23 protein-coding genes are annotated in these 17,530 nt (G+C 30.6%); 22 read left to right on the top strand and 1 reads right to left on the bottom strand.

Features of this window, described 5'->3' with window-relative positions:
* The first annotated feature begins 148 nt into the window (after positions 1 to 148).
* From VJY32_RS03170 to VJY32_RS03070, 21 genes are read left to right on the top strand one after another with little or no spacing between them, the layout of a single operon-like run.
* Complete coding sequence (locus tag VJY32_RS03170; RefSeq protein WP_353676438.1) at positions 149 to 1,522, top strand: GWxTD domain-containing protein; 1,374 nt, start codon at positions 149 to 151, stop codon at positions 1,520 to 1,522.
* Between the two features lie 3 nt (positions 1,523 to 1,525).
* Positions 1,526 to 2,401, top strand: a complete 876-nt coding sequence (locus VJY32_RS03165; RefSeq protein ID WP_353676437.1) for a lysophospholipid acyltransferase family protein — start codon at positions 1,526 to 1,528, stop codon at positions 2,399 to 2,401.
* Positions 2,389 to 3,435 (top strand): glycosyltransferase family 9 protein, encoded by a 1,047-nt coding sequence (locus VJY32_RS03160; protein WP_353676436.1) that lies wholly within the window; start codon positions 2,389 to 2,391, stop codon positions 3,433 to 3,435. Before VJY32_RS03165 ends, VJY32_RS03160 begins: the two co-directional genes overlap by 13 nt.
* A 35-nt stretch (positions 3,436 to 3,470) precedes the next feature.
* The gene (locus VJY32_RS03155; RefSeq protein ID WP_353676435.1) at positions 3,471 to 4,310 is read left to right on the top strand and encodes a M23 family metallopeptidase; all 840 of its coding nucleotides are present in this window, start codon (positions 3,471 to 3,473) and stop codon (positions 4,308 to 4,310) included.
* Positions 4,311 to 4,319: 9 nt separating this feature from the next.
* Positions 4,320 to 4,691, top strand: coding sequence for a bactofilin family protein (locus tag VJY32_RS03150; protein WP_353676434.1), 372 nt, complete (start codon positions 4,320 to 4,322; stop codon positions 4,689 to 4,691).
* Positions 4,684 to 4,941, top strand: coding sequence for an AtpZ/AtpI family protein (locus VJY32_RS03145; protein ID WP_353676433.1), 258 nt, complete (start codon positions 4,684 to 4,686; stop codon positions 4,939 to 4,941). Before VJY32_RS03150 ends, VJY32_RS03145 begins: the two co-directional genes overlap by 8 nt.
* Positions 4,925 to 5,311, top strand: coding sequence for an ATP synthase subunit I (locus VJY32_RS03140; protein WP_353676432.1), 387 nt, complete (start codon positions 4,925 to 4,927; stop codon positions 5,309 to 5,311). The genes VJY32_RS03145 and VJY32_RS03140 overlap by 17 nt, the downstream gene beginning before the upstream one ends.
* Positions 5,312 to 5,313: 2 nt before the next feature.
* Positions 5,314 to 6,150 carry a F0F1 ATP synthase subunit A gene (atpB, locus tag VJY32_RS03135; RefSeq protein WP_353676431.1) on the top strand — a complete coding sequence of 279 codons (837 nt, stop codon included), beginning with the start codon at positions 5,314 to 5,316 and terminating at the stop codon, positions 6,148 to 6,150.
* Between the two features lie 20 nt (positions 6,151 to 6,170).
* Complete coding sequence (gene atpE, locus VJY32_RS03130) at positions 6,171 to 6,389, top strand: ATP synthase F0 subunit C (RefSeq protein ID WP_353676430.1); 219 nt, start codon at positions 6,171 to 6,173, stop codon at positions 6,387 to 6,389.
* Positions 6,390 to 6,426: 37 nt separating this feature from the next.
* Positions 6,427 to 6,972, top strand: coding sequence for a F0F1 ATP synthase subunit B (gene atpF, locus VJY32_RS03125; RefSeq protein ID WP_353676429.1), 546 nt, complete (start codon positions 6,427 to 6,429; stop codon positions 6,970 to 6,972).
* Positions 6,973 to 6,974: 2 nt separating this feature from the next.
* A complete protein-coding gene (gene atpH, locus VJY32_RS03120; protein ID WP_353676428.1) occupies positions 6,975 to 7,532 on the top strand; it encodes an ATP synthase F1 subunit delta in 558 nt (185 codons plus the stop codon).
* A 12-nt stretch (positions 7,533 to 7,544) separates the two neighbouring features.
* Positions 7,545 to 9,092, top strand: a complete 1,548-nt coding sequence (atpA, locus tag VJY32_RS03115) for a F0F1 ATP synthase subunit alpha (RefSeq protein WP_353676427.1) — start codon at positions 7,545 to 7,547, stop codon at positions 9,090 to 9,092.
* 11 nt (positions 9,093 to 9,103) lie between these two features.
* A complete protein-coding gene (gene atpG / locus VJY32_RS03110; RefSeq protein WP_353676426.1) occupies positions 9,104 to 9,988 on the top strand; it encodes an ATP synthase F1 subunit gamma in 885 nt (294 codons plus the stop codon).
* 53 nt (positions 9,989 to 10,041) lie between these two features.
* The gene (gene ffh / locus VJY32_RS03105) at positions 10,042 to 11,376 is read left to right on the top strand and encodes a signal recognition particle protein (RefSeq protein WP_353676425.1); all 1,335 of its coding nucleotides are present in this window, start codon (positions 10,042 to 10,044) and stop codon (positions 11,374 to 11,376) included.
* 29 nt (positions 11,377 to 11,405) lie between these two features.
* A complete protein-coding gene (rpsP, locus tag VJY32_RS03100) occupies positions 11,406 to 11,858 on the top strand; it encodes a 30S ribosomal protein S16 (protein ID WP_353676424.1) in 453 nt (150 codons plus the stop codon).
* 54 nt (positions 11,859 to 11,912) lie between these two features.
* On the top strand, positions 11,913 to 12,146 hold the full coding sequence (locus VJY32_RS03095) for a KH domain-containing protein (protein ID WP_353676423.1): 234 nt from the start codon (positions 11,913 to 11,915) through the stop codon (positions 12,144 to 12,146).
* Positions 12,147 to 12,157: 11 nt separating this feature from the next.
* Entirely contained in the window at positions 12,158 to 12,676 is a 519-nt protein-coding gene (gene rimM / locus VJY32_RS03090; RefSeq protein ID WP_353676422.1) for a ribosome maturation factor RimM, read from the top strand.
* Positions 12,666 to 13,346 carry a tRNA (guanosine(37)-N1)-methyltransferase TrmD gene (gene trmD, locus VJY32_RS03085; protein ID WP_353676753.1) on the top strand — a complete coding sequence of 227 codons (681 nt, stop codon included), beginning with the start codon at positions 12,666 to 12,668 and terminating at the stop codon, positions 13,344 to 13,346. The genes rimM and trmD overlap by 11 nt, the downstream gene beginning before the upstream one ends.
* Before the next feature lie 2 nt (positions 13,347 to 13,348).
* Positions 13,349 to 13,696: a 50S ribosomal protein L19 gene (gene rplS / locus VJY32_RS03080; RefSeq protein WP_353676421.1), complete on the top strand. Its 348-nt coding sequence runs from the start codon at positions 13,349 to 13,351 to the stop codon at positions 13,694 to 13,696.
* A 50-nt stretch (positions 13,697 to 13,746) separates the two neighbouring features.
* Entirely contained in the window at positions 13,747 to 14,505 is a 759-nt protein-coding gene (locus VJY32_RS03075; protein ID WP_353676420.1) for a hypothetical protein, read from the top strand.
* 35 nt (positions 14,506 to 14,540) lie between these two features.
* On the top strand, positions 14,541 to 14,876 hold the full coding sequence (locus VJY32_RS03070) for a hypothetical protein (protein WP_353676419.1): 336 nt from the start codon (positions 14,541 to 14,543) through the stop codon (positions 14,874 to 14,876).
* Here the strand turns inward: VJY32_RS03070 and VJY32_RS03065 are convergent.
* The gene (locus VJY32_RS03065) at positions 14,873 to 15,487 is read right to left on the bottom strand and encodes a YqaA family protein (RefSeq protein ID WP_353676418.1); all 615 of its coding nucleotides are present in this window, start codon (positions 15,485 to 15,487) and stop codon (positions 14,873 to 14,875) included. The two genes, VJY32_RS03070 and VJY32_RS03065, sit on opposite strands and share 4 nt — an antisense overlap.
* Before the next feature lie 128 nt (positions 15,488 to 15,615).
* Here VJY32_RS03065 and VJY32_RS03060 point away from each other — a divergent pair, with 128 nt between their 5' ends.
* A complete protein-coding gene (locus VJY32_RS03060; RefSeq protein WP_353676417.1) occupies positions 15,616 to 17,439 on the top strand; it encodes an AMP-dependent synthetase/ligase in 1,824 nt (607 codons plus the stop codon).
* The last annotated feature ends 91 nt before the right edge of the window (positions 17,440 to 17,530 follow it).

The raw sequence follows: 17,530 nt of genomic DNA, 5'->3' as shown, positions 1-17,530 counted from the left end.
GCCCTCTATAAAGAGGGCTTCTTTTTTTTAAATAAATCATAAGAAAATTTTTAAAACTGAGGAATATATTTTTAATAATGTTGATTATATTTTTTCAAATCATTAAATATGCTAATAAAAATTTGCATGAACATAGGAGAAGTAATTAATGAATAGAATTTTGGCATTAACTTTTGTATTAGTTTTATCAATAATTATCAAAGCACAAACAGAATTAAATTTTGAATTTGATTATGCACGTTTTAAATATGATACAAGTTCTGTCTACATGGAATTTTATTATGATTTAAATACGAGCAATATGAAAATTAAAAAATCAGATTCGGGCTTTTTGAAAGAAGCTATTGTTCATATTGAAATGAAAAATGATGATGTAGATACTTTTTTTATTTATAAAGATTGGAAAATATTACATCCACTAATTGAAGGTACTGAAGAACAGGAAAGAAATTATATTGGTGTTCTAGGTTTTGTAGTGCCAAAAGGAAATTATTCTTTGCTTGTTAAAGCTTATGATAGCAGTAATCCTGATTTAAACAAAGTTATTCGAGAAAAAGTAATTATCAATCCATTTAAGGAAGATAAATATTCTGTTAGCGATATCCAGATTGCAACAAATATAAAAAAAGAAGGAGCTGACCCTAATTCTATTTTTTATAAAAATACACTCGAAGTTATTCCAAATCCATCAATGATTTATGTAGATAGAATGCCAATTCTGTTTTACTATGCTGAACTTTACAATTTGAAACTTGATGACCCAAACAATGATTTTAAGCTTCATAAAATTCTTTTTAATAGCGTGGGCAAGAAAGTTTATGAACAAACAAAAACTGTCAAACAAAGCGAAAATGCTTTTGTTGATGTCGGAACTATTAACCTTTCAAAAATGCCAACAGATTCTTATAACCTTGTTTTGAGTCTGGTAGATAATAAAACAAATCAAGCTTACATTTCTACGAAAAGATTTTATTATTACAATACAAAATATATAGATACTGCAGCTGCACGAACCTTAGCAAAAGGAATAATGGGAACTGAGTTTGCTGTTTTTGATAATGCTGAATGCGATAAAATGTTCTCTCAGATAAAATATATTGCTACTCAAAAGGAAATTGAACAATATAAAAAGCTTGATTCCTTGAATGCAAAAAGAGAATTTTTATATAATTTCTGGAAACAAAGAGACCCGGACACTTCCACACCAATTAATGAATTTAAAGAAGATTATATGAAGAGAGTTGAATATGCTAACAGGAACTTTGGAGTATATTCTAAAGAAGGTTATTTAACAGATAGAGGCAGAGTTTATTTAATTTATGGCGAACCTGACCAGAGAGATTACTATCCCAGTGAACCGAATATGAAACCTTATGAAGTTTGGTTCTATAATCAAATTGAAGGTGGCGTTAGCTTTATTTTTGGCGATGTAACAGGTTTTGGAAATTATGAACTTCTGCACTCTACAAAAAGAGGTGAAGTAAGAGATGATTATTGGCAGAGAAGATTAACAACTCAATAGCTTATGCTAAATAAAAATAAAATTGAATTTTTCTTCTTTCGTCAATTTAATAAAATTCTTTTAGCATTAGGACTGAAAAAATCTCGCAAGCTTGCACAGCTTATTGGTACATTTTTTTATTACTTTATTCCAATTAGAAAGAAAACAGTTCTTAGTAATCTAAAAAATGCATTCCCAGAAAAATCACAGAAAGAAATAAAGAGCATCGCAAAGAAAAATTATCAAAATATATCAATTACTTTCTGTGAATTAATGCTTTTTCCATCACTAAGTTTAAGCGAAATAAAATCTCAAGTTTGGTTCGATAACCTGGATTTAATACGGAATAAAATTTCAAATGGTAAAGGATTAATTCTTCTAACTGGACATTTTGGCAACTGGGAAATTTTAATATCTTCAATTGTTGCATATATTGATGCAAAATATCATGTGCTTGTCAAACCTCAGAGAAATGAATATATAACCCGATGGTTAAAAAATACTCGAAGTATTGGTAATACAAATGTTATAGATGTAGGAGTTTCTGTAAAAGAAATTATTAAAGCACTAAAAGCAGGCGAAGTTGTTTTAATAGCAGGCGATCAGCGAGGTCCTTTTGAAGGAAACAGATTTCAGTTTTTTAAACGCCAAACGGCACTTTACACCGGTACAGCATCAATAGCTCTTAAAACTAATTGTAATGTATTGCTTGTAGCAATTGTAAGACAACCTGATTTTAAATATAAAGCTTATATTGAAGAACTCAATTTTGATGAACTTCCAGAAGATAATGACAAAAAATCAATTGAACTTACTCAGCGTTATATTTCATTTCTTGAAAAATTTGTTAGAAAAAATCCCGAGCAGTATTTCTGGATGCATAAATTATGGAAATACTAAATTCTAAAGAAAAAATTTTAATTATCCAGACTGCTTTTCCTGGAGATGCAATTCTTACTTTACCAATGATTCAGAAACTAAAAGAAAAATATGCTGAAAGCATTATAGATGTTTTGTGTATCCCTTCAACAAAAGAAATATTTTTGAATTCTCCGGCAGTTGACAATGTAATTGTATATGATAAGAAAGGTGAACAGAAATCTTTTCGCGATTTAATTATCCTGATAAAAAAAATTCAAAAAACGAATTATTCAAAAATATATTCACCACATAGGTCCTTTAGAACATCAATTATTGTCTGGCTTTCTAAGTGCAAAGAAACATATGGTTTTGATAATGCTGCATTAAGTTTTGTCTATAAACACAAAATTCATTATGATAAAAATAAACATGAGGTAGAAAGAAATCTTAGCCTAATTAAATATGATACATCAAAAAATAATTGGAAATTATACCCTGCAATAAAATTTACAGAAGAAATTGAAAGCAAGATTGATAAAATGATTCAATCAATCAGTAAAAAAATAATTGCTATAGCACCAGGTTCAGTATGGAATACAAAAGTTTATCCGGAAGAATATTACAAATTACTTGTTGATTACCTTATATCTAAAAATTACTATATCGTTTTTATTGGAGGGAAAGAAGACCAAGTTCTTTGTGAACGATTAAATAAAAAATTTGGAGAGAATTCTTGTTCACTTGCAGGGAAATTAAGTATTGTTGAAACCATTGCATTATTAAAAAAATGTTCTTTATTGATTTGTAATGATAGTGCACCAACGCATATGGCAATGGCTGCGCAAATTCCTGCATTGACAATTTATTGCTCAACTGTTCCTGAATTTGGTTTTTATCCTTATAATTCAACGAGTGATTTTATTTCATATGATGGACTTAAATGTAAACCCTGTGGTATTCATGGCCATAAAAAATGCCCGATTAATACATTTGATTGTGGATATTTGCTTACTCCTGATATGGTAATTGAAAAAGTAAATAACATGATAAGTGCCAAGAAAAAAAGCATATAAATTCATATATTTGATGCACAATGGATGGATGAAAAATGAAATTTTTCAACTTAGATACAATTAAGAAGATTTTTGTAATTATTACACCAAATATTCCCGATTCAAGCACAAAAACTTATAAGTTCAGTTTTTTTAGAAGTATTGGTTACATTTTAATTTACACATTAATTTCATGGTTAGTATTAATTTTTATTCTTTCTGTAACGCCTCTTAAGGATTTTCTTTTTGTCCTAGATAATCAGGAATTAATAGCTCAAAGAAAAAAAATAAACGAGCTTCAGGAAAAGGTAAGAATATTGACAAATCAGCTTGAAGATATTTCTTCAACAAATGAAAAAATAAAATACACTCTAAAACTTGCTCAAAAAGATTCTTCAGATACATCAAAAGCAATTTATGATACATTAAAAAAAAGAATAACAAAGAAAATCAATCTTGGTGGGAATATTTTCCTCGCAATAAAAGAATTATTCGGAAGATTTATTTATGAAAATACAAGTACAGACTCATTAATTTTTCTTGCACCAGCCACTGGCATATTAACTAAAGAGTTTAATCCAGAGACCGGTCATCTTGGTGTGGATTATGGGCTTAAGATCGGTTCCCCAGTTTATGCTTCTTTGGGTGGCTTGGTGATATTTGCTGATTATACAGTTGATTATGGTTATACAATTATAATTCAACATGATAATGGTTATGTAACAATGTATAAACATTGTTCATCACTTTTGAAAAAACCTCAAGATTTTGTAAGACAGGGAGAATTAATTGCTTTAAGCGGAAATTCTGGCAAAAAAAGCACAGGTCCTCATCTTCATTTTGAAATCTGGCATCGAGGTAAACCTGTTAATCCTGAAAAATTAATAATAAAGTAAGGAGGAGCTATGGCATCAAAAAAAGACTCACACGAAGAAGAAGTAAGTATAATCAGTAGTGGTGTAAAAATAGAAGGCAATTTGAGTAGTGAAGGAAATGTTAGAATTGATGGCGTTGTGATAGGAAATCTAACTATTAATGGTAATTTAACTATTGGAGATACTTCAGAAATTTTTGGAGAAATTAAAGCTCGTAATGTAACTACAAATGGAAAAGTTGAAGGTAAGATTTATGCTTCAGAAAAATTGAAATTGGAACCAAAATCGGTAATTAAAGGTGATTTAATTACAAAAACATTAATAATAGAAGAAGGAGCAATTTTTGAAGGGCACAGTTCAATGAATGGTGCTCAAATTTCAGCTCAAAAAGAAAATGGCTGAATTAGGAAAATATCCAAGTAAATTTTCTGAAACTTATAGAAATATCAGTCCCTATCTGGGATTAGGAACTCAGCTTGCAGCCACAATTATATTGATGTTTTTTTTAGGCAGATGGCTGGATGATTTATTCAATACAAGTCCCATCTTAATGATAATTTTTTCTTTTATAGGCTGTTATGCAGCAATTTATAATTTTATAAAAACTGTGTTGAATTTAAACAAGAAAAATAAACTTGATAAAACAAATTAAGCTTTCAGCTGCAATAATAATTTTTATTAATGCGATAATAATTCTTTTATCCTATTTCAAAATCATATCAGATTCTCAGTTTAATTCATTAATTTTTGCATGCTTAATTTCGATTATTAATTACATTATTTTTTTGTTTTTATTTTATAAATCACTTAAGGAAGAAAATAAAAAGTTTATAAAAATAAATTTAGGTGGAATGGCTTTTAGAATTATATTGGTTCTTGCTTTAATTTTTCTTACACTCAAATTCTTGAAAGTTGACAAATATGAATTTATATTTGCACTCTTAATATGGTATATTTTGTTGATGATATTCGAAATAAATATAATTCGATTAGAAAAAACAGTTAAAAACTCTCTAAAGTGAACATGTGGTTTAATAATGCTGTACAAGATACATTGAATGCTGCAAAATCTGGCTCTCAGGATACCGGCTGGATAATGCATCATATTCTTGATTCAAAAGAACTTGATTTGACCCCCTTTGGAGTAATTCATCTTCCTGAAATTCATCTTTTTGGACTGGATTTATCAATTACGAAACATGTTGTTTTCATGTGGATTGCAGCTCTAATTTTAATTGTTACATTTATTAAGGTATCAAATTCGTATAAGAAGTCGTTAGTCCCAAAAGGAATTACCAATTTTGTTGAAGTGTTTATAATTTTTGTGCGAGATGAGATTGCAAAACCTACTATTGGTCATGGCTATGAAAAATTTTTGCCTTATTTGTTGACAGTGTTTTTCTTTATTCTAACCTGTAACTTTTTAGGTTTAGTGCCTTACGCTGCTACATCAACAAGTAATATTGCTGTTACTGCAACACTGGCTACAATTTCATTTTTCGTTATTCAAATTGGCGGAATAATGAAGAACGGATTCTTTGGATATTTCAAAGGATTAGTTCCTCATGGAATACCATTCTGGCTTGTACCAATTATGTTTGTTGTTGAATTACTTGGATTATTTACAAAGCCTTTTGCTTTGGCTATTCGTCTTTTTGCAAATATGACCGCAGGACATATAGTAATTTTAGCTTTACTGGGATTAATATTTATTTTGAAAACATATTTTGTTGTCCCTGTTTCAATTTCATTTGCTCTGTTTATTTATTTATTGGAAATTCTGGTTGCTCTTATTCAAGCTTATATTTTTACAATGTTGTCATCTTTATTTATCGGGATGGCATATCATCAAGAACATTAATATAAAAAAGGAGGAAATCAATGGAATTCGCTTATTTAGCAGCTGGTTTTGGTGCAGCACTCACAGTAATTGGCGGTGCATTTGGCATAGGTAAATTAGCAAGCTCAGCTATGGAAGCAAGCGGCCGTCAACCTGAAGCAGCTGGAGAAATTAGAACTTCTATGATTATTGCTGCAGCATTAATCGAAGGTATTTCTCTTTTTGCATTGGTTATTTGTATTCTTTTAGCTTTGAAATAATTTATAATTTCTCTTTCTTTACATAAGGGAGTGCTTTATGATAATTAGTAATTTATTAATCATTGCATTAAGTGGAAGTGGTGAACATTCAGGCAGCCCGCTTGATGTAAATCCAGGTTTGATTTTATGGACAGTGGTAACTGTTATTTTTTTGCTTATAATATTATCTAAGCTTGCATGGAAGCCAATCTTAAAATCCCTTAATGAAAGAGAAAATTTAATCAAAGAATCACTTGAAAAAGCAGAAAATGCAAGAAAAGAAGCAGAAAGATTAATTGCAGAAAATAAAGCAAACCTGCAAAAAGCCGAAGCTGAGGCACAAAAAATAATTGAGCAAAGTAGAGAATACGCTGAAAAATTAAAATTGCAGATACTTGAAGAAAGTAAATCGCACGCAAGACGAATGATTGAAGATGCATCAAGAGAAATTGAAAGAAAGAATGCTGAAGCTTTTAATAAATTGAAAGAACAGGTTGCAGATATTGCAATTAATGCTGCTGAAAAAATTCTTAGAGAAAATCTAGATAAAGAAAAACAAACTAAAATTATTGCTAAGTATCTGGAAGATCTTTCAAAGAACTAATTATGAGTGTTTACAGAATATCATATCGCTACGCTAATTCCCTTTTTAAGCTTGCTGAAGAAAAGAATGTTCTATCAAAAATTGCAGAAGATGCAGAATTGGTCTATTCAACTATAAGCAGTTCAAAAGAACTTCGTATACTGCTTAAGAACCCTGTAATTAAAGCGGATAAGAAAAAAGAAGTACTATCAAAAATTTTTGAGGGAAAGATTGGCGATGATATGATGAGATTTATTGATTTTGTTATTGAAAAGAATAGAGAAAATATCTTGATTGATATTATGCAAGAATTTTTAAACCTGAGAGACAATAAAGAAGGTATTCTGCGTGTTCAGGTTATTACTGCTGTTGAAATAGATGATAACTTAAAAAAAGAGATTGAAAAAGTACTTGAGAATAAAGAGAGAAAAAAAATTAAAAGTAATTATGTGATAAATCCAAATATACTTGGTGGATATGTAATAAAATTTAAAGATACTGTAATTGATGCTTCACTTACTCATCAATTAGAAAGATTAAGAAAAAAGTTCTCAGAAGATTTAAGTATTTCGAACAATTAGGATGAAAATAAAATGGTAGAAATAAGACCCGACGAAGTTTCTGCAATATTAAGAAAGCAACTTGCCGGCTTCGATAACGAAGTTGATATTTATGATGTTGGAACAGTTCTTCAGGTTGGAGATGGGATTGCTCGTGTTTATGGATTAACAAAAGTAATGGCAAGTGAACTCGTAGAATTCCCAAATGGTGTGATGGGAATGGTTCTCAACCTTGAAGAAGATAATGTTGGTTGTGTTCTTTTTGGTGAGAGTACTTTAATTAAAGAAGGTGATATTGTTAAAAGAACGAAACGTGTAGCTTCATTTCCTGTTGGAGAAGGTTTACTTGGCAGAGTTGTTAATCCTTTGGGAGAGCCACTTGATGGTAAAGGGAATATTCAATTCGAAAAATATTCTCCAATTGAAAGAAAAGCACTCGGTGTAATTCAAAGACAACCTGTTAAGGAACCATTGCAGACAGGAATTACTGCAATTGATGCAATGATTCCTATTGGTCGTGGTCAAAGAGAATTAATTATTGGTGATAGACAAACCGGTAAAACTGCAATTGCAATTGATACTATTATTAATCAAAAATATACTCATACTGAAGAAGCTAAAAAGTATGGTATAAATCCTGTCTATTGCATTTATGTTGCTGTCGGACAAAAAAATTCTACAGTTGCACAAGTTGTTGCCAAGCTCGAAGAATATGGTGCAATGGAATATACAACTGTAATTTCTGCCCCAGCATCTTCACCTGCACCTCTTCAATATATTGCGCCTTATTCAGGAGCCACATTGGGAGAATACTTCAGAGATAAAGGTATGCATGCTCTCGTAATTTACGATGACCTTTCAAAACAAGCAGCTGCATATCGTGAACTTTCGCTTTTGCTTAGAAGACCTCCTGGAAGAGAAGCTTATCCTGGTGATGTTTTTTATTTACATTCCCGTTTACTTGAACGCGCTTCAAAATTAAGTGAAGAAGAAGGAGGCGGAAGTTTAACTGCATTGCCAATAATTGAAACTCAACAAGGTGATGTTTCCGCATATATCCCTACTAATGTTATTTCTATTACAGATGGACAAATCTATCTAGAGCCTAATTTATTTAATGCAGGTGTTCGTCCTGCTATTAATGTTGGAATCTCAGTTTCACGTGTCGGCGGTAATGCTCAAATTAAAGCAATGAAAAAAGTTGCTGGTTCATTAAAATTAGATTTAGCACAATATCGTGAACTTGAAGCATTTGCTAAGTTTGGCTCTGACCTTGATAAAGCAACTCAAAGAACACTTGCAAAAGGTGCTCGATTAGTTGAATTATTAAAACAAGACCAGTATTCTCCAATACCTGTTGAAAAACAAATTGTTAGCGTATTTATTGGAACGAACGATTATCTTGAAACAATAGATGTGAAAGATGTTAAAAAATTTGAAAAAGAATTTCATGAATATGTTGAATTGAAATATCCTGAAATTTATGAAAACATTAGATCAACAAAAGAATTAAGAGATGATACAATTCAACTTCTGAAAAAAGCGGCAAGTGAATTTTTAGACAAATTTAAGAAAAGCTGATAATATTTCTGATGGCAACTTTAAGAGATATAAAAAGAAGAATAATCGGAATAAAAAATACTCAGCAGATAACCAAAGCCATGAAAATGGTTGCTGCTGCAAGATTGCGTCGTGCTCAGGATAATATTATTAATGCTCGGCCATATTCACGCAAAATATCAGAAGTTTTATCACTTCTGCTAAGTATCGAAAAAAATATTAATAACCCATTTTTACAGGAAAGGAAAGTAGATAATCTTGCAATTGTAGTTGTTACTTCTGACAGAGGTTTATGCGGAAGTTTTAATGTAAATGTAATTCGTAAAACAGAAGAATTAATTCATAATGATTATAAACAATTGTATGATAATGGAAAAGTTCAGTTGTATTGTGTAGGAAAAAAAGGATTTGATTATTTTTCGAAAAGAAATTATTTAATAGCAAATTCCTTCCAAGGAATATTTTCCCACTTAAAATTTGAATTCGCTTCGGGTATTATAAAAGAATTATCACAAAAATTTTTAGAATGTGAAGTTGATAAAGTTTTGTTGGTTTATAATGAGTTTAAATCTATTATTCAACAAAAAACTGTAATCGAACAGTTGTTGCCTATTCAACCATTTTCACAGAATGAATTAAATCAATTACTAACAGTTGATTTTATTTATGAACCAAATAAAACTGGTATAATAAATTTTTTGCTGCCTAAACACTTAAATGCACAAATGTGGAGGACATTATTAGAATCGTATGCTGCTGAACTTGCTGCAAGAATGACCGCTATGGATATGGCAACAGAAAATGCAAAAGAATTAATTCGTTCGTTACAGTTAACTTATAACAAAGTTCGTCAGGCTACGATAACTAAAGAAATAATTGAAATTGTATCCGGAGCGAATGCCCTTAAAGAAGGCTGAAGAATTAACTTTTGAAATGATTTTCCTTTTTATTATCTTTTTTACTGGAATTTATGCTTGAAGATTTAACTGAAAAATTTGAACGAACTTTAAAGAAAATTACTGGTCAGGGAAGATTAACCGAAGATAATATTTCTGATACTCTTCGGGAAATAAGACGTGTTCTTTTAGATGCTGACGTAAACTATAAAGTAGCAAAACAATTTATAGAAGATGTAAAAGCAAAAGCACTTGGTAAGGAAGTTTTATTATCTGTAACCCCAGGACAGCTCATTACTAAAATTATTTATGATGAGCTTACAAAACTTTTGGGTGGCACTGGTGCTGAATTAAAGTTAAATCCATCAGGAATTACGGTAATTATGTTAATTGGGTTACAGGGTTGCGGTAAAACTACTTTTAGTGCTAAACTTGCAAAATATCTTAAAGAGAGAAAAAGAAATGTTCTTTTAGTTGCTGCAGATGTTTATCGGCCTGCTGCAATTAATCAATTGAAAATTCTGGGTTCTCAAATAAATGTCCCTGTTTTTTCAATTGATGGTAGCAATGACCCGGTAAAAATTGCATACGAATCACTTACATTTGCTAAAGATAATAAACTTGATACTGTAATTATTGATACAGCTGGAAGATTGCATGTTGACGATGAAATGATGCAGGAAGCAGCTGCAATTAAAGAAAAGGTTAATCCAACAGAAACTTTGTTTGTTGTAGATTCAATGACTGGACAGGATGCTGTAAATTCTGCAAAGGCTTTTCACGAAAAAGTTGATTTTGATGGTATTGTAGTTACAAAGCTGGATGGTGATGCAAGAGGAGGTTGTGTTCTGTCAATTAAAGCTGTTGTTGATAGACCTATTAAATTTATCAGTGTAGGCGAAAAACTTGATTCAATTGAAATATTTTATCCTGATAGATTAGCTTCGAGAATACTTGGCAAAGGTGATATCATTACTCTTGTTGAAAAAGCTCAACAGCAGGTTGATGAAAAGGAAGCAGAAGAACTTGAAAGAAAATTATTAGCTAATAAATTTGATTTTGATGATTTCTTAAAGCAGATTAAAATGATTAAAAAGATGGGTTCTTTGAAATCACTTTTATCAATGATTCCTGGAATAGGTTCTGCATTAAAAAATGCCGAAGTTGATGATAAACAATTGATAAAAGTAGAATCAATTATTCAATCTATGACAAAAGAAGAAAGAAAAAATCCTAAGATATTAAATGGAAGCAGAAGAAAAAGAATTGCAAGAGGAAGTGGTAATTCAATACAAGATGTAAATAGATTGATAAAACAATTTAACCAGATGCAACAGATGATAAAAATGCTGAATTCAAAATCTGGTAAAGCAGGAATAATGAATTTGAAAAATTTTAGAATGAATTAATATTATTAAATAAAGGAGGAATAAATAAATTGGCAGTAAAGTTAAGACTGAAACGAATGGGAAAGAAAAAACAGCCGGTCTATAAAGTTGTGGCTGCTGATGCACGTTCACCAAGAGATGGTAAATTTATAGAAGCAATTGGATTATATAATCCTAAAACAGAACCAGCTACTGTTGAAATCAAAGAAGATAGAGCTTTGTATTGGCTTAATGTTGGTGCTCAACCTACAGAAACAGTAAGAAGTCTTCTTTCTCAAAAAGGAATATTGTTAAAACGAGATTTGATGAAGCGCGGCTTTTCTGAAGAAGAAATTGCAAAAAGATTGGAAGAATGGACAAAATTAAAAGAAGCAAAATTAGCAGCTGCTCTTAAAAAAGCTGAAAAATCAAAATCTAAAAAGCAGTTAGAAACAAAAGCTGATACAATAGAAGATTCTAACAGTGCAGCGGAAGTAAAGGGTACTGCTTCCGGAGAAGCATAAATTAGCTTGCACTTTTAATTAGGTACCCTTATTCACTTAATGATAGGTACTCTCATGAAGGAATTTATTGAATTTATCGCAAAACACCTTGTTGACAACCCGGGTAATGTTTCTATTGATGAAGCAAGACCCGATGACAAAACTATCGAACTTACTTTAAAAGTAGGCGCAGAAGATGTTGGAAAAGTAATTGGGAAACAAGGCAAAACTGCTCAAGCAATGAGAACTTTGCTTACAGCAATTGCAGCGAAGGAAGGAAAACGCGCAATTCTTAAAATATTGGATTAAAATATTTCTAAGTGAATGACTTATTTTTAATCGCTGTAGTAAAGTCCGTAGTGAATAATGAGGGGTTTGTTGCGGTAGATTCCTATTCCGATTTTAATGAGAGATTCTTTGTATTAAAGAATATTTTTATTGAGTTCTTTGGAAACTCGAAAGAGTTCTTTGTCGAAAAAGTAGAAATTATTGATGGAAAGATAGCTCTTAAAATTAAAGGCTTTGACAATGATAAAGATGCTGCACTGTTAATCGGCAAAAAAATTTATGTCGACTCAAAAAATGCAGTTAAGCTAAATAAAGATACTTATTTTATTCATGACCTTATTGATAGTGAAGTTTATAGAAATGGAAAACTTCTTGGATATCTAAAAGATGTATTTGTTCTTAAATCTAATGATGTTTATGTGATAAAAGATTTACAGGGTAAAGAAATTCTATTACCTGCAGTAAAAGATTACATAAAAAGCTTTGACCCCAAAAAGAAAAGATTGGAATTAGTAGAAGACTGCGATTTGCTTTATGATGATGAGAATTGATGTAATTTCTGCTGTGCCTGACTCATTAATCAGTCCTTTGAATACTAGTATAATTAAACGAGCACAGGAGAAAAAAAAAGTTGAAATATTTGTGCATAATCTTCGTGATTATGCTTATGATAAACATAAACAAATTGATGATAAACCTTTTGGTGGTGGACCGGGAATGCTTCTTAAACCCGAGCCGTTCTTTGAGTGTATTGAAAAACTTTTGAGCGAAAGAAGTTATGATTATATTATTTATCCAACACCAGGTGGAAAATTTTATAATCAGGAATTAGCGAAAAAATATTCACTCGCTCAGAATATTATGATTATTGCTGGACATTATAAAGGAATAGATGATCGCGTACGACAAAAATTTGCAACCGATGAAATTTCAATTGGAAATTATATATTAACGGGTGGTGAAATTCCGGCTTTGGTAATTATTGATTCAGTTGTAAGACTGATACCTGGTGTTCTTAATGATAGTGAATCAGCTCTAAATGATTCTTTGATTGATGGAAATTATATTGAAGCTCCCTATTATACTCGTCCAGCTGAATACAAAGGAATGAAAGTGCCAGAAGTTTTACTTTCTGGTAACGAAAAGAAAATTAAAGAATGGAAAGAAGAACAATCAAGAATTTTAACAGAAAAGTGGAAAAAGATAAATAATTTGGAGTAACAATGGATAAGTTAAAAGAAATAACAGAAAATCAGATGCGAACCGACTTGCCTTCATTCAAAGCAGGGGATCACATTCGTGTGCATGTGAGAGTTATTGAAGGTGATAAAGAAAGAATTCAACCTTTTGAAGGTGATGTAATAAACATCAGAGGCACAGGTCTAAGCAAAACATTTACAGTTAGAAAAATTTCAAGTGGTGTAGGTGTTGAAAGAATTTTCCCTTATAACTCTCCTAAGATTGCTAAAATTGAAGTGCTTCGTGAAGGTAAGGTTCGTAGAGCTAAATTGTTTTATCTGCGCAAACTTTCAGGTAAAGCAGCAAAGATTAAAGACAAGAATCTTAAATAATAATTTCAAAAGCCGCTTTATTTTAGCGGCTTTTTTTATTTGAGTTCAAAATGAACCTTTATCTGCCAAAAAATATTTTTTCATCAATATTTGAACATAATATTCCTGAAAATTCAGAAATTAAGATTATTAAGAAAGAATCTGCCTTACTTACAAGTCAATTATATAACGACCCTGATTCAATTGCTTTAATTCCATCCCTTGAACTTTTGAATCACGAAGATTTGCTTGTTTCATCTAAGCTTAGCTTTTCTTTTGATGGAAATCTTTCTTATTCATACATGTATTTTACTGAAAATGAAAGAATGATAGATAAAATTTTTATGCGTGCCGATGTTACAGTCAATGAAGTTATTCTTACAAAAATATTATTTTCGGAAAGATATTCAATTTATCCTGAAATAACTCTCGATACATCACTTCAAAAACAAGTTGATAAAGATTATGTTGTAAGCGGGGACGAAAATTTTACCTCGTGGAATTTTCAACATGGTATAAGCTTTGCAGATGAAATTTCTGATTTAATTGATTTACCATATGTGAATTTTATTTTTGCATCTAACAATAAAAGTTCATTAGAAAATTTTAATAATCTGTTTAATGAAGTTGATGCTAAAATAGAAGATAACATTGATAATATTTTACATTCTTTAAATTATTCAGAAAATGTAAAATTATTTATTAAAGAAAATCTTGGCTCAATCTATTTTGAACTAACTCAAAACGAAATTGAAGCACTAAATGAATTAATAAAATTAACATACTATCACGAAATAATTGATGATATTTTTGATATCAATTTCGTATAAAAATAAAGCTACATTTTAATTATCAATTTGATGTTATGTTAGAAACAATCTTAAATATTTACATAGTAATTGAAAACGATTTTGTAGTTGCTTTCAGAGCAAAAGCATATGATGTTGAAGGCAGTGATGAACATAAAATTAAATTCTTAAAAGGGAATGCCGAAAAGGATTTTAAAGATGCATATTATTTTGATGCACCAAGAAATAATAAAGGAGAGTTCATGCCATATAGAAAATTTTCAAAACTTGAATCTCAAGGTATGCAATATCAATTATTTGAAGAAATTTTTGAAAAGTTTAATGTCCCTCAAAATCCACTAATTTGTGTAACACCTGTTGTGAATGGAAAAATTTTAACCCAGAAAAATTAAACCAGATATTTAATAACAGCAAAACCACCAATCAATAATATAGTAAAAGCAATAGCAAGCCAGTTAAAATATTTATCTATAAAAGTCTTAATCTGTTCACCAAATTTCCAGATTAAACCCGCAACAAGAAAAAATCTTCCTGCTCTACTAATTATTGATGCAATTACAAACATTGGTAAATTGATTTCAAATGCTCCACCGGTTATTGTAAATACTTTGTAAGGTATTGGAGTAAATCCTGCTGTAAAAATTATCCAGAAGTTCCACTCGTCATACATTTTTTTTACATCGTAGAAAACTTTGTGAGTAAAGCCAGGCACATTTGAGAAGAAAAACTCTGCTACAGATGAAAATTCATGAGAACTTTTCCACCATAGAAATTGACCAATTCCATAACCAGCAAGAGCACCAAGCACTGAAGCAGTAGTACAGATAAATGCAAACTTAAAAGCCTTTTTTTGAGAACCTAAAACAAGAGCAATTAATAATGCATCTGGTGGAACTGGAAAAAATGATGCTTCTGCAAATGAAAGCAGAAATAATGCTGCAGGTCCATAAGGTGTTTCAGCCCAATGTAGAACCCAATCGTAAAGACTTCTTAAAATCTTCATATGACTTTTAATTTTGAAATGCAAGTATAGTAAAATTTGAAATCATGAAAAATTTTTTCTTAATCTGTCTCTTTGATTGATTTTTATAAATACTAAAATTATTTTGTTTCAAAATTTTGGAGGAATTGATGCCAGTACTAAAAGATTTTAAAACCATACCTGAACTTTTCAATTTTATTACTACTGAATTTGGTAAAGGAAAAGAAAGACCAGTGTTTAAACATAAAGTAGATGAAAAATGGATAGATATTACATACGACCAGCTTTATGATGAAACTGTAAACTTTGCATGTGGACTTGCATCATTGGGTGTCAAGCGAGATTATAAAGTTGCCATAATTTCAGAAAATCGTCCAGAATGGGTTTATTCCGATATGGCAATATTAGGTCTGGGAGCTGTTGATGTGCCAATTTATCCGAACTCGACTGCAGATACAATTGAGTATATATTAAATAACTCTGAATCTATTGGAGTAATTGTTTCTAATAAATTTCAGTTGAATAAGATTTTGAAAATAAGGAACAATTGTAAACATCTAAAAATTATTGTAGTAATGAACAACAACGATAAGACAGATGACAAAAATGTTTATTCATTTGAAGAAGTACAGAACAAAGGGAAAGAATTTAGAAAAGAAAATCAAGATTATTTTAAAGAACAAAGCGAGCTTTGTCGTGAAACAGATTTATGCACAATAATTTATACATCAGGAACAACGGGTGAACCAAAAGGTGTTATGCTTTCACATAAAAATATTGTTTCGAACATTAAAGCAGCTCATGAAGTTTTTTATATTGACGAGAACGATGTATTTCTGTCTTTCTTACCATTGTGTCATATATTTGAAAGAATGGCTGGTTATTATACAGCATTTTCATGTGGAGGAACAATTGCTTATGCAGAATCCATTGAAAAAATAGCAAATAATTTATTAGAGATTAGACCTACAATCGTTACAGCAGTACCAAGATTATTTGAAAGAATGTATTCAAAAATTAAAAGAAATGTTGAAAGTCAATCTGAAAGAAAGCAAAAAATTTTCAATTGGGCTATTGAAGTTGGGAAAGAATATCAATTGGCAAAAAAATCTAATCAACCTTTGCCTGTTACACTTTTGTTAAAACACAAACTTGCCGATAAACTTGTTCTTTCCAAATTGAGAGAAAGAACGGGAGGAAGAATAAGGTTTTTCATTTCAGGTGGTGCTGCTCTTTCACGTGAATTAGGGATATTCTTTGAAGCAGCAGGAATTTTAATTATTGAAGGATATGGTCTAACAGAATCATCACCTGTAATTGCGGTTAATCGTGTTAATGACTACAAATTTGGAACAGTAGGAAAACCATTGCCTGGTGTAGAAATAAAAATTGCAAAGGATGGAGAAATACTTGCATCAGGTCCAAACATTATGCTTGGTTATTATAAAAATAAAAAAGAGACAGAAGAAACAATTAAAGATGGATGGCTCCACACCGGAGATATTGGAGTATTTGATGCAGAAGGATTTTTAATAATTACTGATAGAAAAAAACATTTATTCAAAACTTCTCAAGGAAAATATGTTGCACCTACTCCAATTGAAAATATGTTTTTAGCAAGTAAATATATTGATCAGTTTGTAATAATTGGTGACCGCAGAATGTTTATAACTGCACTTATTGTTCCAGATTTCGATGCTCTTAAAGAGTATGCTGATGCAAATAGAATTCAATATAATAGTGTAGAAGAATTAGTTAAGATGAAGCAAATATATGAATTGTTGGACAGGGAATTAGACCAATTCCAGAAAAAACTTGCCAACTTTGAAAGGATTAGAAAATTTGCAATTCTCGATAAACCATTTTCAATTGAAACTGGTGAACTTACTCCATCATTGAAAGTGCGCAGAAAAGTTATTGAAGAAAGATATAAAGATTTAATAGAAGAAATGTACAGAGGTTTGGAAGGATAGTTTTTTCTGAATAGAATTCAATAAAATTTTATAACTAAAAAATATCAGTACCCCCGAGAGGACTCGAACCTCCGACCAATCCGCCGTTTGG

Source organism: Rosettibacter primus (genome assembly GCF_036860675.1).
Taxonomy (GTDB): Bacteria; Bacteroidota; Ignavibacteria; order Ignavibacteriales; family Melioribacteraceae; genus Rosettibacter; species Rosettibacter primus.
The sequence above is the reverse complement of the archived record's forward strand: the minus strand, read 5'-3'. Positions and strand labels throughout refer to the sequence as shown.

Coding starts and splice junctions, on each gene's coding strand:
- atpB (WP_353676431.1), top strand. CDS start 5,314: ATGTGGTTTAATAATGCTGTACAAGATACATTGAATGCTGCAAAATCT.
- ffh (WP_353676425.1), top strand. CDS start 10,042: ATGCTTGAAGATTTAACTGAAAAATTTGAACGAACTTTAAAGAAAATT.
- VJY32_RS03170 (WP_353676438.1), top strand. CDS start 149: ATGAATAGAATTTTGGCATTAACTTTTGTATTAGTTTTATCAATAATT.
- VJY32_RS03165 (WP_353676437.1), top strand. CDS start 1,526: ATGCTAAATAAAAATAAAATTGAATTTTTCTTCTTTCGTCAATTTAAT.
- VJY32_RS03095 (WP_353676423.1), top strand. CDS start 11,913: ATGAAGGAATTTATTGAATTTATCGCAAAACACCTTGTTGACAACCCG.
- VJY32_RS03060 (WP_353676417.1), top strand. CDS start 15,616: ATGCCAGTACTAAAAGATTTTAAAACCATACCTGAACTTTTCAATTTT.
- VJY32_RS03075 (WP_353676420.1), top strand. CDS start 13,747: ATGAACCTTTATCTGCCAAAAAATATTTTTTCATCAATATTTGAACAT.
- atpE (WP_353676430.1), top strand. CDS start 6,171: ATGGAATTCGCTTATTTAGCAGCTGGTTTTGGTGCAGCACTCACAGTA.
- atpH (WP_353676428.1), top strand. CDS start 6,975: ATGAGTGTTTACAGAATATCATATCGCTACGCTAATTCCCTTTTTAAG.
- VJY32_RS03160 (WP_353676436.1), top strand. CDS start 2,389: ATGGAAATACTAAATTCTAAAGAAAAAATTTTAATTATCCAGACTGCT.
- VJY32_RS03155 (WP_353676435.1), top strand. CDS start 3,471: ATGAAATTTTTCAACTTAGATACAATTAAGAAGATTTTTGTAATTATT.
- atpF (WP_353676429.1), top strand. CDS start 6,427: ATGATAATTAGTAATTTATTAATCATTGCATTAAGTGGAAGTGGTGAA.
- trmD (WP_353676753.1), top strand. CDS start 12,666: ATGAGAATTGATGTAATTTCTGCTGTGCCTGACTCATTAATCAGTCCT.
- VJY32_RS03145 (WP_353676433.1), top strand. CDS start 4,684: ATGGCTGAATTAGGAAAATATCCAAGTAAATTTTCTGAAACTTATAGA.
- VJY32_RS03065 (WP_353676418.1), bottom strand. CDS start 15,487: ATGAAGATTTTAAGAAGTCTTTACGATTGGGTTCTACATTGGGCTGAA.
- VJY32_RS03070 (WP_353676419.1), top strand. CDS start 14,541: ATGTTAGAAACAATCTTAAATATTTACATAGTAATTGAAAACGATTTT.
- atpG (WP_353676426.1), top strand. CDS start 9,104: ATGGCAACTTTAAGAGATATAAAAAGAAGAATAATCGGAATAAAAAAT.
- atpA (WP_353676427.1), top strand. CDS start 7,545: ATGGTAGAAATAAGACCCGACGAAGTTTCTGCAATATTAAGAAAGCAA.
- rplS (WP_353676421.1), top strand. CDS start 13,349: ATGGATAAGTTAAAAGAAATAACAGAAAATCAGATGCGAACCGACTTG.
- VJY32_RS03150 (WP_353676434.1), top strand. CDS start 4,320: ATGGCATCAAAAAAAGACTCACACGAAGAAGAAGTAAGTATAATCAGT.